Consider the following 13,971-nt stretch of genomic DNA (forward strand, 5'->3'; position numbering starts at 1 on the left):
GGATCCCCGGCCCGGGCGGCGGGCGTCACTTCCCGTCGGTGCCGGGTTCCGCCCGGATGGATGCCTGGTAGAGGTCCGCGTAGGTGGGAGAGTCCTTGACCAGGTCGTCGCAGAACGCGGCGACGTCGGTGCCGATGAGCTCCACGACCCCCTTGCCTCCGGCGACGCCCTCCTCGAAGAAGTCGACGATCCCGGGGAGCAGGGGCCCGTCGGGCAGGCTGACCGGGCCGACCTTGAACAGGTACTTCTGCATCTCCTTGTAGACGATCCGGTAGTCCGGCGGGAGGGCCCTGACCCGGGCCATGTGGGCGCGCCACTGCTTCTTGCCCTCGATGATGTCCTGAATGCTCACGTCAGCCTCCCAGCCGGCTCAGTTTCCTCGCGACGTTCCTGTTCAGCTGCTCGCGCCACCGGTCGCGATAGGTCCTGGCCCCTGATCCGCCGGCCAGCGCGGCGCAGAAGCCCGGGATGTCCTCGCCGAGCACCTCGCGGACGCCCTGGCCGTCCGCGGCCGCCACTTCGAGCAGCCCCAGGGCCGAGTCGAGGATCGGCATCAGGTTGCGGCCGGTGAAGTCCCCGTAGGGGAGGAGTTGGGCGGTGATCTGCCCCCATGCCGCCCGGTGGTCGTCCGGCAGGGCATCGGCCCGGGCCTCGAACGCCTTCCATTCCCTGGTGAGATCGCTGCCGGTGACCTTCTCCCAGAAGTTCATCTCCCGCCTTCCTTGAGCCTGTCGATGCGTGAGGAGAGGTACTGCCACTTCACCCAGAACTTCGCCAGCTCCTCGCGTCCGGCGTCGTTGAGCGCGTAGAACTTGCGTGGCGGACCGACCCCGGACGGCCGTTTCGTCACCTGGACGAGCCCGTTCCGCTCCAGCCGCAGCAGGATGGTGTACACCGTCCCCTCGATGACGTCGGTGAAGCCGAGCTCGTTCAGCCGACGGGTGATGGCGTACCCGTAGGTCTCCTCGCTGCCGATGATTTCGAGCACGCACCCTTCGAGCGTGCCCTTCAACATCTCCGTCAGGTCGTCCAACGCATGTGCTCCTCGGCCTGGGTCAGTACTACGTGTCAACGAGTACCGCTATACGGTATCACCGAGTAGCCCAGCCGCCAACGCCGAACGGAGACCCCGGGGCGCTGTACTGTCCGAAATGTTCGGAAAATTCGGAACGGAATCAGGAGGCGCGGAATGGGCGGCGTGATCCACAACACCGGGGACGTTCCGGATGCCCGGACGGCGCGGGCGGCCGTCTCGACCGGGCGGCTCCCGACGGCCGAGGCCGTCCGGACGACGCTGGAGGGCGTGCGGCGGCGGTTCCAGGAGGACCGCGAGGGGCAGGTCCCCGACTACATCCCGGAGCTCGCCGAGGTCGATCCGGAACTGTTCGGCATCGCCGTCGCCCATGTGAGCGGCGCCGTGTACGCGGTGGGCGACGCGGACCACCCGTTCTCGATCCAGTCCGTCTCGAAGCCGTTCGTCTTCGCCCTGGTCAGCCAGGAGCTGGGGCGCGACACGGTGCGCACGCGGATCGGGGTCAACAGCACGGGGCTGCCGTTCAACTCGGTCCTGGCGGTCGAGCTGAACCACGGCAGCCCGATGAACCCCATGGTCAACGCGGGGGCCCTGGCCACCAACGCGCTGGTGCCGGGCTCGTCGCCCGAGGAGCGCTGGGAGTTCATCCGGCGCGGGCTCTCCCGCTTCGCGGGCCGCGAACTGCACCTGGACGAGCGGGTGTACGCCTCCGAGGCCGGGACGAACCAGCGCAACGAGTCGATCGCCCGCCTGCTGGACAGCTACGGCGCCCTCGCCCGGGACCCCGTCGCGACCACCGACCTCTACACCCGGCAGTGCTCCGTCACCGTCTCCGCGCGCGACCTCGCGGTCATGGGCGCGACCCTGGCCAACGGCGGTGTCTGCCCGCTCACGGGCGAGCAGGTGGTCGATGCCGGAGCCTGCCGCGACACCCTCTCCGCGCTGGCCACGGCGGGTCTCTACGAGCGCAGCGGCGACTGGCTGTACGAGGTCGGCATGCCCGGCAAGAGCGGCGTCTCGGGCGGCATCATCACCGTCGCCCCCGGCAAGGGCGGGCTCGGCGTCTTCTCCCCCCGCCTGGACGAAGCGGGCAACAGCGTGCGCGGGCAGCGGGTCGCCCACTTCCTGTCCGCGGCGCTGGGCATGGACCTGTTCACGTCCACGCCCCACGAGGGCGGCCGGTGAAGGCCGCCCTCGTGACCGGCCGTCCGCTCAGGTCCGCTTGAAGTACTCGATCTCGCCCAGCGCGATCGGGTGCCCCCCGCCCTGCCCCGCCGCCTCGCGGATCGTGAAGCGGACCGAGACGACGTCGCTGATGCCCATCCGCAGGGTCTGCTCCCCGGGCTTGTCGGCCAGGGTCATCGTCTTCTCGTGGACCTTGCCGTCCTTCGTCGTGATGGTCAGGTCCGCCCGGGTCGGCCTGGCCCCCTTCTGGAAGACCTCCGCCTTCGCCGAGACGCCCGTGTGGACCGTGACGCCGACCAGCCGGAACGGGTCCTCGAACTCCGCCGTCAGCGCGTCGCCGTTCTTCGGGGCGCCCCAGTACGTGTTCGTGACGCCGTCCACCGCCGCCTTGGCCGGGTGCCCGGGGGCGGACGCGTTCGCGGACACGTGGAGGGGGCTGACCTCGCCCGTGGAGCCGAGCTTGTCCCGTACGTCCTCCACGACGTAACGGCCCGCCGGGACCAGCAGGAAGCCCGCGACCAGGAGGCCCGCGACCACGAGCGCGATGACGCCGCCCCGCAGCAGCCTGCCCGAACCCGCCCGCACCCGCCGGTTGAACGGCCACCGCGTCCGCCACCACGGCAGCGGAGCCGCCTGGTCCCGGGGCTTCAGGGGCTCGGCGCAGTTCCGGCAGAACGTGCGCCCCGGCCTGTTGTTCGCGCCGCACGAGGGACACGGCTCGCCGTCCGGCTCCTCGTCCACCGCGGCCGTCCTGACGGTGGGCCGCGCGACGACGGGCACGCCGGGCAGGACCGCGCCGATGGGCTCCTCGGCCGGTTCCGGCGCCGGCTCCGGCGGCTTCGGCCGCGCGGGCCGTACGGGGGCGGGCACGGGGGGCCGTGGGGCGGGCGGGGGCGGGACAGGGGCCGTCCGGGGCTCCGGGGCCGGGTCCGGCTCGGGCGCGACGGGGCTCGGGTCCGGGTCCGGGGCCGGCGCGGGGACAGGCTCCGGCTCGGGCGCGGGGCGCGCGGCCGGTACGGCGGGGCTCGGGGCCGCGCCCCGCTCCCGGTCCGACGCGGAAGCCGGGTCCGGGCCGGGCGCGGCGGGGCTCGGGGCCGGGCGCGGCTCCGGGTCCGGGTCGGGCGCCGGGGTCGGGCGCGGCCCCCCGGGCCGGGTCCGCGTCGACCAGCCCAGGTACGTGCCGCAGCTGCCGCAGAAGTCCTCGTCCTCCGCGTTCGCCGCACCGCAGGACGGGCACGGGCGGGTCATGAGGGGCTCCTGGTGACTTCGAGGCGGCAGGTCAGGTGGGCCGGGCAGGAGGCGCGGGCCACCGTCAGGATGCGGGGCTCGTCCAAGGGGCGGTCCGTGCGGATGCGGATCAGCAGTTCGCCCGTGGGGGCGGGCGGCAGGGGCGAGTCCGGTTCGGCGGACCAGGTGACGCCTCCGCCGTCCTGGATCTCCGCCTCCACGCCGAAGCACAGGCGCAGGTGGTCCACCAGTCCCTGGCGGGTGCCGCGGCGGCGGTGGAGTTCGACGGCGCGGGCGACCGCGGCGCGGCGGCGGTCCTCCGGCCATGCCGGGTCGATCCCGGCGCCGACCCAGGAGGAGAGCCAGGGCAGGAAGTCGTCCGGGGTGAGGGCGGGGTCGAAGTACGCCGGGAGGTTGTCGAGCGTGGACAGCACCGGGGCGAGGACCGTGTCCAGGCCCGCCGTGAAGCGCTGGGCCAGGTCGTCGTCCGCGTACAGGGCGGGCAGCAGCGCGCCGATCGGGTAGCGGCTGGGGAGGCCGGGGACGGCGGCCCTCGTCATGAGCGCTCCCCGGCGGCGACGACCGAGACCTGGTGCTGGTGGGAGAAGACGAGCGCGTTCGCGGCCACGTCGATGCGGTCCACCGCCCCGCCGCGCCTCCCGGTGAGGGGATCGGCCGGGAACAGCCGGACCTCCTCGACCAGGCGGACGCCGGGCACGTTCTGGAGGACGGCGAACACCTCCCCGTACTGCACGGGCCTGCCGAACGGCCAGCCCGTGCCGTCCGCGCCGCCCCTCAGCGGGTCGATGAGGCGGAAGAGCGCGTCGAGCGCGGCGGTCCGGACGCGGTCCGTTTCGCCCTCGTCCGCGACGAGCCCCGCGACGACGGTGACGCCCTGGTAGGCGGGGGGTTCGACCACCAGGCGGGTGCCGACGAGCCTGCGTTCGTCCAGGCGTCCGGCCACCGCCGCCAGCACGGAGTCCGGCGGGACCAGCTGCTCGAAGCGGAGCCGCCCGCCCTCGTCGGGGACCGCGTCCGGCACGACCAGGACCCGGACAGCGCCGCCCTCGCCGGGGGCGGCGGGCAGGCAGCGGACGCGGCGCAGCGAGGGCGCGGCCTCGCGGGCGATGGCCTCGTGGTCCTCGGCGGTGACGGCCCGCTCCTGGACGCGGAGGATCTGCGGCGCGCGCAGCTTCGCGTTCTCGACGGTCTCGCCGTCCACCCCGCCGCGCGCCGCCTCGCGGTTGTCGACCCCGGCGACGTACGGGACGGAGCTGCGCAGGACCCGGATCGCGCCGCGCGCCACGTTCCCGGCGGCGCCGCCGCCCGTGCGGTAGCGGGCGAGGCGGATGTGGGCGCCCTTCGGCGGCACCGCCCCGTAGGCCCGGATGGTGCCGTCCGCCTCGCGCACCTCGGGCGGGAAGGCGAACCGGCCCCCGACGGCGTCGATCCGCACGTGCCGGTCGGCCGGGCCGGACGCGCCGAAGTGCTCGACCGGGGTCCAGGACTGCCAGCCGCCGTCCGACGACACCTCCACGAGCGGCGGTTCCCCGTCGAGCAGGACGGGTGTCCGGGGCGCCGCGAAGGTCTGGCCCGCGACCCCCTCGGAGGTGCCGAGCGGAACGTCGTACACCGTCTCCGCGTGCTCGACGCCGACCGTGCCGCCGACGGTGAAGACCTCCGCCTCGCGGATGGTCGGCGACTCGGAGTAGAAGGGCTGGCCGGGGGCGGCCTCGGTGACCCGGCAGCGCAGCCAGCCCGCGCGGATGCCCGCGGTGACGGACTCGGTGTGCCCGGCGGGCACGAACACCGTGATCTCACCCGGCTTGTTGAGCCCGCCGGTGGAGTCGACGCCGGTCGCGCACGGCACCCAGCGGGCGCCGTCCCACGCCTCCCAGACCAGCGGCGGCTGCCGGGGGTCGACGCCGACACCCTCGACCCGGCTGTCCAGGCGTACGGCGACGATGCAGCGCGGCACGGCGGTCGGCAGTCCGAACAGGAGGGCGTCGCCGGGCTGGGGCCGGGCCTGGAAGCAGGGGATGTCGCGATTCTCGGCGAGCGGCCCGGTGCGGTCGGTCTGCTCGCCGGTCGCCGGGACCGTGACCAGGCGGACGAGCGAGCTCGGCACGATGGCCAGGTCCTCATCGGTCGAGAAGACGACCGCCTCCTCCGTCTCGCCGCGCGCGCTCGCCACCTCCGTACCGGCCGGGAGGCGCACCGTGTCCGGCTGCGGCGCGGACAGCCAGAAGTCGACGTCGGCGCGGGCCGCCGTCGGCGGAAACAGCTGCACGCCGAGCAGGTCGAGGAAGGCGAAGTAGTTGCGGTCGGGCACCCGGTTCAGCCGGTAGAGCAGCTGGTCGACCATGTAGGCGAACGTCTCGATCAGCGTGACCCCGGGGTCCGACACGTTGTGGTCGGTCCACTCGGGCGAGCGCTGCTGGACGTACCGCTTGGCCTCGTCCACGAGCTGCTGGAAGCGGCGGTCGTCCAGATTGGGCGGGGTCAGGGACATCAGCGGGCTCCCGCCTCGGGGATCGTGTAGAAGGGGAAGACGAGGTTGCGCAGGTCGTTGGTGGACCGGACGGTGTAGTGCACGTCGATGTAGAGCGTGCCTTCCTCGACGGTGTCGTACGCGACGACCACGTCCCGGACCTCGATGCGCGGTTCCCAGCGCTCCAGGGACGTGCGCACCTCATGGGCGATCCGCCCCGCCGTGGCGCCGTCGCCGGGCGCGAAGACGTACTCGTGGATGCCGCAGCCGAATTCCGGCCGCATGGGGCGCTCGCCGGGCGCGGTGCCGAGGATCAGCCCGATGGCCTCCTCGATCTCCTGCTCGCGCTCGACCATGCCGATGCCGCCCGTGGCGGCCACGCGCAGCGGGAAGCCCCAGCCGCGCCCGATGAACCCGTGCTCGCTCATATCGGGCCCCCGATCAGGACGTTGGGCGCGCCCATGACGATCTTGGCGCCGCAGGTCGTGGTGTCGCCCATGCGGGCGGCGGGCAGCCCGCCGATCAGGACCGCGCCGCCGACGGCCGCCGCCGGGTTGGGCATGATGACGTTCCCCGGGCCGAGCAGGGCGTGCGGGGGCACCACGCACACGTGCAGGCTTCCGGTGACGGCGGCCGGCTTGCCGCCGATCAGCACGGTGGCGACGGCGACCGCGCCCGGGGGCGGGGTGCCGATGACACCCCCGTGGACGGTGGGGTCGCCCGTACGGGCTGCCTGGGGCATGGCTGGTGATCTCCTCGGTGGGGCGCGTCAGTTGATGCGGACGAGTGCGGCCTTCAGGACGGCGAGCAGGCCGCCGTCGACGGTGACGCCGGTCTTGCCGTTGACGGTCACCGACGCCCCCTTCACATGGACGTTCCCGGTGCCCGCGTCGAGCGTGATCCCGGTGCGGCCGAGCGACAGGGAGCTGAGGACCCGGGAGGTGCCGCGCGCGTACACCTTGAGCGCGATCTCGCCGCGCCGCTCGTCCAGCACGACCTCCAGCTGCTCGTCCCCGGTGGCCAGCCGGACGCCGGACGGGCCGCGCGGGGTGTCGAGCAGTTCGATGCGGTTGCCCGAACGGGACACCAGGGAGCGGCGGTTGACCTTGCCGCTGGTCGGGTCCACGAGCGGGACGTCGTGCGGAGACGGCTTGTCGACGCCGTTGTAGAGGCCGCCGAGCACGTACGGGCTGTCGATCAGGCCCTGTTCGAAGCCGACCAGCACCTCGTCGTTGACCTCGGGGCTGAAGACCCCGCCGCCCCCCTGGCCGCCCCACTGCACCGTACGGACCCAGTCCGTGACGTACGTGTCGTCGAGCCAGGGGAACTTCAGCCGCACCGAGCCGCGTTCCTTGCCCCGGCCCTCGCGGATGTCGGTGACGACGCCGATCGCGAGGCCCGGCATGCGGGGGCCGGGCACGGGCGCGCCCGGCCCGCCGGTGAGGCCGGTCAGCGAGCGGTCCGGGTCGGTGCTGACCAGCACGGTCGTGCGGTAGCCGCTCTGCGGGTCCAGGGTGTGGTGGGCGGCGGTCGCGGTGTAGCGCCCGGCGAAGTCGGGGCCGACGTTGCCGAGGGCGACCGGTTCGCCCGCGCGGAGCTTCGGGTTGCCCTCCGCGACCGCCTCGATCTCGCCGAAGCCGGAGGCGACCCGCCCGGCGACGGCACCGGCGACCGCGCGGGCCTCGGCCTGGGTGCGGTACGGGGTGTTGGCGACGGTCATCCGGGCGTTCCTGCCGAACAGGGCGGCGGGCGTGGACGGGTTGGTGCCCGGGGTGACGGTCTCGGACCGGATGGACTGCTCGCGGGCGACGATCCGGACCTTGTTGTCCACGTCCCAGCCGCGCACCTCGACGCTGTCCGCCCCGTCCGCCCCGGTCAGCACGGCCCGGAGCGCCAGCAGGTTGCGGCCGTACTCCAGGACCATCGGGTGCTTGGACGCGGAGGTGGACGGGGCGGGCGCCGAGGAGGCGGGCTTCGGCTTCACGAACTGGAGCACGCCCTTCTCGTCCACCCGGACGTGCGCCCCGCACTCCCCCGCGAGGTACTGGAGGAAGTCCCAGTCCGAGATGTTCGGCTGGGTCAGCTGCTTGTACATCACCGGGGCCGCCTCGACCTTCCCGCACGGCAGCCCGGCCCCGGCGGCGACCTTGCGGACGATGTCAGCGGCCTTCATGTTCCGGTACGCGACGACCTTGCGGCCGCGCCGCAGCCGGTGCGCCTTGGAGAACGCGCGGACCACGGTGAACGATCCGGTGGTGTCGCTGTCCAGTTCCAGCGCGGTGACCTCGCCCGTGAACAGCCGCTCGCGCGCCCGTTCCTGGACGGTGACCACGGAGATCTTCAGCTCGGTGCCGATCGTGATCCCGGTGGCGGTGAGCAGCGTGTGGTACGGGTCGCGGTAGGTCAGGACGGCGCTGTCGGGCAGCCCGATGTTCTCGTCCACCTCGCAGCTCACCAGCTGGGCGGCCCACGCCTGGGGCAGCTCGGCGGGCGCCTCCACGATGGGGTCGGCGGCGAAGGAGCGGGCGGGGCCGGTCATCGGGCCGCCTCCGCCACGCCGTCCTCGGCCGCGCCGTCCTCCAGCGCGGGCACCAGGAGTTCGCTGCCCGGGGGCAGGTGCATGGGGTCGTCGATGCCGTTCGCCTCCGCGATGGTGCGCCAGGCGGTGGCGTCGCCGTACTCCCGCCAGGCGAGCAGCGGCAGGCTGTCCCCGGCGACGACCGTGTGCGTACGCCGCGCCTCCCGCGAGCCGGACGTCGGGTTCTGGCCCGCCGGGTCGACGCTCGCCTCCTCGATGGACAGCGAGCAGGTGGCGCGCAGCGGCTTCCCGTCCACGTCGAACAGCGTGTACGAGACGGAGAGGCTGGAGAGCACACCGTCGAACGACGTCGTCCGGGACGTCCCCCAGTCGAAGCGCACCCAGGGGCTCGACGGCTTCTTCCGGCCGAGGCTGCTCGGCGTCGGCACGCAGGCCGTCATCAGCTGTTCGACCGCCTTCTCCACGGAGTTGTCGTGCGTGGCGGTGGCGTCCAGGAACACGTCCATCGACAGCGAGCGCGGTCCGCTGCCCACGAATTCGGGCAGCGCGGACTCCCCCGCCGTCCGGGACGGGGTGCGGCGCCACTCGGTGGACTTGCGCAGCGAGAGCGTCGCCGGGTTGAACTGGAGCGTCAGCAGGGCGAGGGTCCCGCCCGGCTTGGCGCCGACGTCGGACGGCGGCTCCATGATGGTCAGTTGTGCGCGGGCACGGCTCGTGCGGGCTGCGGCTGGCACGGGTTCCCTCCTTCCGCTGGCTGTTCTCGACGGGCCATCAGGACGGGACCAGCCCTTCGTGCGCGATCTCCAGCGTCTCGACGGCCGCCTGCGAGCTGGCCGGGTCGAAGGACGGCCCCTGCCAGCGGACCGGGACGATCCCCTGAACCTGCCAGCTGACGATCCGGCTGAGGTCCGGGCGCAGGGCGACGATCTCGCCGTCCTTGCGTTCGACGCGCTGCGTCGTCTCGTTCAGCCAGCGCGCGATCTTGAGGGTGTCGGCGGTGACGGGGCGGGTCAGCGTGATGTTGGTCCAGGTGATCCGCCCCGGCAGCTGCCAGGTGTACCCGTTGTTGCCGCCCTCGGCGTACTGCTCGATCTCCACCTCGGCGCCCAGGCCGGAGCAGGTGTGGAACGCGCCGAGGTCGCTGCCGCCGATGGTGAGCTTGAAGAACACGCTCGTCGCGAAGATGTTGTCGGTCATCCGTTGCTTTCTCTCTTCAGCGTCGGCCGTCGTACGGGCGTCCGGAACGTTCGCGGCCCCGCCGCAGGTCGGCCCGGAGGAGCCGGGCGACGGGGTCGATCAGGCGTCGGGCGAGGTCCTCGACGTCGACGTCCGGGGCCTCCGCGGGCGGCTCGGGCACGGGGGCCGGGGCGGCCTGCCGCTGGACGACGGTGACCGGAACCCCGGCGAGCCCGGCCTGGGCGGCGGCGCGCTGGACGGCCGGTGACTGGGCGGCCGGTGACTGCGCGGGCCTCGCGGGGGTCGCGCCCCGGTCCGGCCCGGGCCCGGCGGGGGCACCGGTCTGCGCCGCGCGGGGCACCGCGAGGCGCTGTACGGGCGCGTGCGCGCGGACGACGGGCCCGCCCCGGGCGGGCTCCGGTCCGGGGTCGCTCGGTACGGGGGGTTCCGGCGGCGCGCCGGTCCGGGCCGGGAGCGGCGCGTGCGGCCGGGGCGGGGCGGCGGGGTCGGCGGCGACGCGCTGCACGACGGGAGCGCCGGGGGCGGCGGTCTCCGTGCGCGGGGCGTCGCGCCGCCAGGTGGCCGGTACGACGGGCCGGGTCGCGGCGGTGTCGCGGGCGGTGAAGCCCTCGGCGGCGCCGGTGCGCACGACGATGCTGCGGGCCGCGAGGAGCGCACGGGCGCGCTGGACGGGGGCGGGCCGGGGAGCCGGGCGGACTCGGACGGGCCCCTCCGGGGCGCGTTGGACGACGGGCGGCGGCGCGGTGCGCAACGGCATCGCGGGGGGCGCGGCGGGACCGGGCCGCGCGGGACGCGGGGCGTCGCTCGCGGGGCCTGCCGGACCTGCGGTGCCTGCGGTCGGCGGGAGGGCGGACAGGGGTGCGCCGAGTCCGCCCCGGGTACGGGCGTGGGAGCCGGGGCCGGGGGACGGAGTGCCCGGGGCCGGGCGCCCCGGGTCGGCACTGTCCGCCGCCTGCCGCTGGACGACGGGCAGCGCGGGGCCCGCCTCGCGGGCGGGCGGGGCGAAGGGGGCCGCGTCTGCGGGGAGTTCGCGCAGGGGTTTGCCCAGGGTGGGGCGGGCCGGGGCGGGCCCGGCCGGGGCGGCGGAGGCGTCCGCCTGGGCCGCCCCGCCGTCCACCGGGGCGGGGCGCCCGGTGCGCCCGGCCGTCGGTGCGGACGCGTCTGCTTGCCGCTGGACCACGGGGAGGGCGGGCCCGCCCGGGAGTTCCGGCGCGGGGGTGCCCGCCTGGCGCCGAACGGGCCCGCCCGGGGCCACCACGGACGGCTGGGCGTCCAGCGTGGGGCGCACGGAGGGACCACCCACCGGCCCGGCGGGCACGTCCGCCTGCCGCTGGACGACCGGCAGGACCGGGGCGTCCGACGCGGGCCGCTCCGGGGCGGCGGCCGACGTGTCCGCCTGCCGCTGGACGGGCCCGCCCGGGGCCACCACGGGGGGCTGCGCGTCCAGCGTCGGACGTACGGAGGGACCCCCCACCGGCCCGGCAGGCACACCCGGCACCGACCGCTCCGGGGCGACGGCTGACGCCTCCGCCTGCCGCTGAACCACCGGCAGGCCCGGGGCGTCCTGCGCGGGCCGCACCGGGGCGGCGGCGGACGCGTCCACCTGCCGCTGAACGAAGTCACCCGGCACCACAGGCGGCTGGGCATCCAGCGTCGGCCGCACGGAGGGCCCACCCACCGGCCCGGCAGGCACGTCGACCTGCCGCTGAACCACCGGCAGGGACGACGCGTCCGGCGCGGGCCGCACCGGGGCGGCACCCGACGTGTCCACCTGCCGCTGAACGGGCCCACCCGGCGCCGTCACAGGCGGCTGCGCGTCCAGTGTCGGACGCACGGAGGGACCCCCCACCGGCCCGGCAGGCACACCCGGCACCGACCGCTCCGGGGCGACGGCAGGCACCTCCAACTGCCGCTGAACCACCGGCAGGGACGACGTCTCCGGCGCGGGCGGCGCCGGGACGACGGCCGACGCCTCCGCCTGCCGCTGAACGAACTCTCCCGGCACCACAGGCGGCTGCGCGTCCAGTGTCGGACGTACGAAGGAACCACCCGCCGAATCCGCGGGCGCGTCCAACGGCCGCTCAGCCAGCGGCAGGGCAGGGCCCGCCGGAGCGGACCGTTCCGGGGCAGCGGCGGACCTCTCCGCCTGCCGCTGGACCACCGCCGGACGCGCGGAGGAACCGTCCGCCGGACCACCGGACGCGTCCGCCTGCCGCTGGACCACCGGCAGGTCGGGCCCGCCCTGGACGGCACCCGGCCCCGGGTGCCCGGGAGCACCGGACGCGTCCGCCTCGCGCCGGACCACCGGCAGGTCCGGCCCGGAAGGCACCGGCCCCGCAGCGGCGGGCGGGGGCGCAGGCGTGCCCACGGAAGGCGGTTCGCCCGAGGGGCCGCCCAGGGCAGGACGTACGGCGGGCCCGGACGGGCCTCCCGGCGCGTCCGCCCGGCGCTGGACCGGCGGCGGCGCGATCTGCGCGGGCACCCCGGACGACGGGACGGCGGACACCGTGCGCGGGGCCGCCTTCGCCGGGCGCCGCGCGATGGTCAGCGGTGGGGCGGTGCGCCGGGCGCGTACCGGGGCGGGGTTCTCCGGCGGCGGTGTTCCGGGGCCGGAGGCGCGGGACGCCGACCCGGGCACGGCCCGGACGGCACGCCGGGGGCCCGGCGGGGCCTGCGGGCCGGGGCCGGTGGGCGCGGGCCCCGGCACCGTGCCCGCATCGCCCTCTGGCGCCGAAGGCCCGGCCGCGCGCAGCACCAGCGGCGGCCCGGAGGGCGCGGTGCGCGGCGTGCCCGGTGTCCGGGTCACCCCGTGAATCCGGCCCACGGGGGCGGACGGGAGCACCGCGTGGCCCAGGTCGCCGTCGCTGTAGGCCACGTTCTGCCAGGACGCGAGACGGGACCGGAAGCGCAGGCCGTCGCTGACGCCGATCGAGGACCGGGCGACGGTCACGGTCGGGGGCGCGACGCGGCGCCACCCTCCGTCCCAGTCCGCGCCGGGACGCGGGGCGGCGGCTCCGGCACCCGTCGAGGCGTCTCCCGGGGCGTCGCCCCGGCCCTCGGACGCGGAACGTGGCGAAGGGCCGGCCGGGTCGCCCCCGGTCCCGGGCGCGGCGGCGGACCCCGGAGCGCCCTCCGCGCCACGCGCCGCCCGGTCGGCGCCCCGGCGGAACCAGCCCCTCAACTCCACGCCCTCACCCGCTCTCGTTCACGCGGGTGTTGATCCGCGCTATCTCCCTCACCCATTCCTGCCGCTCACCATGCGTGAGGTCGAGGATCTCCTCGCGCTGCCAGTGGAAGTGGTAGGCGATGTACGCGATCTCCTCCCGCAGCCGGGAAGGCGCGTACGTCACGATTCCCCCAGGCGCTCACCCGACAGGTCCACCTCGAACGAGCCCTGGCACAGCGGGCAGGTGACCGCGGCGTGGGTGTGGCCCTCGCTGTTGATGCGGCGGTAGAAGTCCTGGAGGAACGCCACGTCGGTCGCGTACATCCGCTCGACCACCCCGGCGTGCACGTCGGTGATCGTGCCGAGGCGGGTGATGACCTGGCTGAGGAGCACCACGCTCAGGTACGCGGGGTTCTCCTTGACCCGGAGGTCGATCTGCGGACGCAGTTCGTCGCGGGCGGTGGCGAGCCGCATGGTCCCGGTCCGGTGGGTCCGGCCCTCGTCGTCCAGATAGCCGCGCGGCAGCTCGAAGTCGAACTCGTCGGGACGGCGCGCGGCCGGGGCCGGCGCGGGAGCGGGGGCCGGGGCCTCGGCCGGCGCCGGGGCGGCGGCCGCGAGGGTGTCCAGCACCTCTTCGAGGCCGCCGCCGGAAACGGTCCTGCGCCTCATTCGACCACGATCTCCTCGAAGGTGATGGTGACCGTCTCGGTCGCCGCGCTGGACTCGCCGGCCTTCAGCGAGGGGCCTTCCCAGCGGCTGGCCCAGCCCTGCATCAGCTGGATGCGGCGGACGGTCTCACCCTTGGAGTCCTTGATCTCGATGGTGAGGTTCTGCCGCGCGGTGTCGACGGCGCCGTTGTTCAGCGTCTCCTTGATCCACTTGGTGAACTCGCTGCTCTTGTCGAGTCCCCGCGTGATCGTCACCTCGCCGGCCTGCCGCGCTCCGGGCTGCTTGCGGATGATCTGCTTGCCGGTGGAGGTCACCTGCCGGACCTCCACCACCTCTTCCTCGACGGTCAGGCCGCTGATCTCCTGGATGGACTCCACGAGATAGCCGCCGAGCTGCACGCCGAAGACGTGGGTGGAAAGAGCGTCGCCCTCTGCCATGACTGTGTGTCACCTGTTCCGTTCGTT

16 protein-coding genes are annotated in these 13,971 nt (G+C 75.0%); 1 reads left to right on the forward strand and 15 read right to left on the reverse strand.

Translation table 11 applies throughout. From position 1 onward, the window contains the following. Positions 1-25: 25 nt before the first annotated feature. From AB0L33_RS08150 to AB0L33_RS08160, 3 genes are read right to left on the reverse strand one after another with little or no spacing between them, the layout of a single operon-like run. Positions 26-352, reverse strand: coding sequence for a DUF1048 domain-containing protein (locus AB0L33_RS08150; protein WP_365678820.1), 327 nt, complete (start codon positions 350-352; stop codon positions 26-28). Between the two features lies 1 nt (position 353). Then, on the reverse strand, positions 354-710 hold the full coding sequence (locus AB0L33_RS08155) for a DUF1048 domain-containing protein (RefSeq protein ID WP_365678822.1): 357 nt from the start codon (positions 708-710) through the stop codon (positions 354-356). Further along, positions 707-1,033 (reverse strand): PadR family transcriptional regulator, encoded by a 327-nt coding sequence (locus tag AB0L33_RS08160; RefSeq protein ID WP_365678824.1) that lies wholly within the window; start codon positions 1,031-1,033, stop codon positions 707-709. Before AB0L33_RS08160 ends, AB0L33_RS08155 begins: the two co-directional genes overlap by 4 nt. A gap of 156 nt (positions 1,034-1,189) precedes the next feature. On the opposite strand from AB0L33_RS08160, the gene glsA reads away from it, so the two are divergent. Continuing rightward, the gene (glsA, locus tag AB0L33_RS08165; RefSeq protein ID WP_365678826.1) at positions 1,190-2,218 is read left to right on the forward strand and encodes a glutaminase A; all 1,029 of its coding nucleotides are present in this window, start codon (positions 1,190-1,192) and stop codon (positions 2,216-2,218) included. 27 nt (positions 2,219-2,245) lie between these two features. Here the strand turns inward: glsA and AB0L33_RS08170 are convergent, their stop codons facing one another. From AB0L33_RS08170 to AB0L33_RS08225, 12 genes are all read right to left on the reverse strand, one after another. Next, positions 2,246-3,466, reverse strand: coding sequence for a zinc ribbon domain-containing protein (locus AB0L33_RS08170; protein WP_365678828.1), 1,221 nt, complete (start codon positions 3,464-3,466; stop codon positions 2,246-2,248). Beyond that, positions 3,463-4,005 carry a phage tail protein gene (locus AB0L33_RS08175; protein WP_365678830.1) on the reverse strand — a complete coding sequence of 181 codons (543 nt, stop codon included), beginning with the start codon at positions 4,003-4,005 and terminating at the stop codon, positions 3,463-3,465. The genes AB0L33_RS08170 and AB0L33_RS08175 overlap by 4 nt, the downstream gene beginning before the upstream one ends. Then, positions 4,002-5,957: a putative baseplate assembly protein gene (locus AB0L33_RS08180; protein ID WP_365678832.1), complete on the reverse strand. Its 1,956-nt coding sequence runs from the start codon at positions 5,955-5,957 to the stop codon at positions 4,002-4,004. The genes AB0L33_RS08175 and AB0L33_RS08180 overlap by 4 nt, the downstream gene beginning before the upstream one ends. Continuing rightward, positions 5,957-6,364: a GPW/gp25 family protein gene (locus AB0L33_RS08185; RefSeq protein WP_365678834.1), complete on the reverse strand. Its 408-nt coding sequence runs from the start codon at positions 6,362-6,364 to the stop codon at positions 5,957-5,959. Before AB0L33_RS08185 ends, AB0L33_RS08180 begins: the two co-directional genes overlap by 1 nt. Further along, entirely contained in the window at positions 6,361-6,678 is a 318-nt protein-coding gene (locus tag AB0L33_RS08190) for a PAAR domain-containing protein (protein WP_018519425.1), read from the reverse strand. Before AB0L33_RS08190 ends, AB0L33_RS08185 begins: the two co-directional genes overlap by 4 nt. 27 nt (positions 6,679-6,705) lie before the next feature. Then, positions 6,706-8,475: a VgrG-related protein gene (locus AB0L33_RS08195; RefSeq protein WP_365678836.1), complete on the reverse strand. Its 1,770-nt coding sequence runs from the start codon at positions 8,473-8,475 to the stop codon at positions 6,706-6,708. Beyond that, positions 8,472-9,161 carry a LysM peptidoglycan-binding domain-containing protein gene (locus AB0L33_RS08200; protein WP_365679422.1) on the reverse strand — a complete coding sequence of 230 codons (690 nt, stop codon included), beginning with the start codon at positions 9,159-9,161 and terminating at the stop codon, positions 8,472-8,474. Before AB0L33_RS08200 ends, AB0L33_RS08195 begins: the two co-directional genes overlap by 4 nt. Positions 9,162-9,246: 85 nt before the next feature. Continuing rightward, positions 9,247-9,672 (reverse strand): phage tail protein, encoded by a 426-nt coding sequence (locus AB0L33_RS08205; RefSeq protein WP_018101390.1) that lies wholly within the window; start codon positions 9,670-9,672, stop codon positions 9,247-9,249. 16 nt (positions 9,673-9,688) lie between these two features. Further along, positions 9,689-12,859, reverse strand: a complete 3,171-nt coding sequence (locus AB0L33_RS08210; RefSeq protein WP_365678838.1) for a hypothetical protein — start codon at positions 12,857-12,859, stop codon at positions 9,689-9,691. Positions 12,860-12,863: 4 nt separating this feature from the next. After that, positions 12,864-13,022 carry a DUF6760 family protein gene (locus tag AB0L33_RS08215; protein WP_018101391.1) on the reverse strand — a complete coding sequence of 53 codons (159 nt, stop codon included), beginning with the start codon at positions 13,020-13,022 and terminating at the stop codon, positions 12,864-12,866. Then, on the reverse strand, positions 13,019-13,507 hold the full coding sequence (locus AB0L33_RS08220; protein ID WP_365678840.1) for a hypothetical protein: 489 nt from the start codon (positions 13,505-13,507) through the stop codon (positions 13,019-13,021). The genes AB0L33_RS08215 and AB0L33_RS08220 overlap by 4 nt, the downstream gene beginning before the upstream one ends. After that, positions 13,504-13,944: a phage tail protein gene (locus AB0L33_RS08225; protein ID WP_111337042.1), complete on the reverse strand. Its 441-nt coding sequence runs from the start codon at positions 13,942-13,944 to the stop codon at positions 13,504-13,506. Before AB0L33_RS08225 ends, AB0L33_RS08220 begins: the two co-directional genes overlap by 4 nt. Positions 13,945-13,971 lie beyond the last annotated feature (27 nt).

The organism is Streptomyces sp. NPDC052299 (assembly GCF_040679335.1).
Lineage (GTDB): Bacteria > Actinomycetota > Actinomycetes > Streptomycetales > Streptomycetaceae > Streptomyces.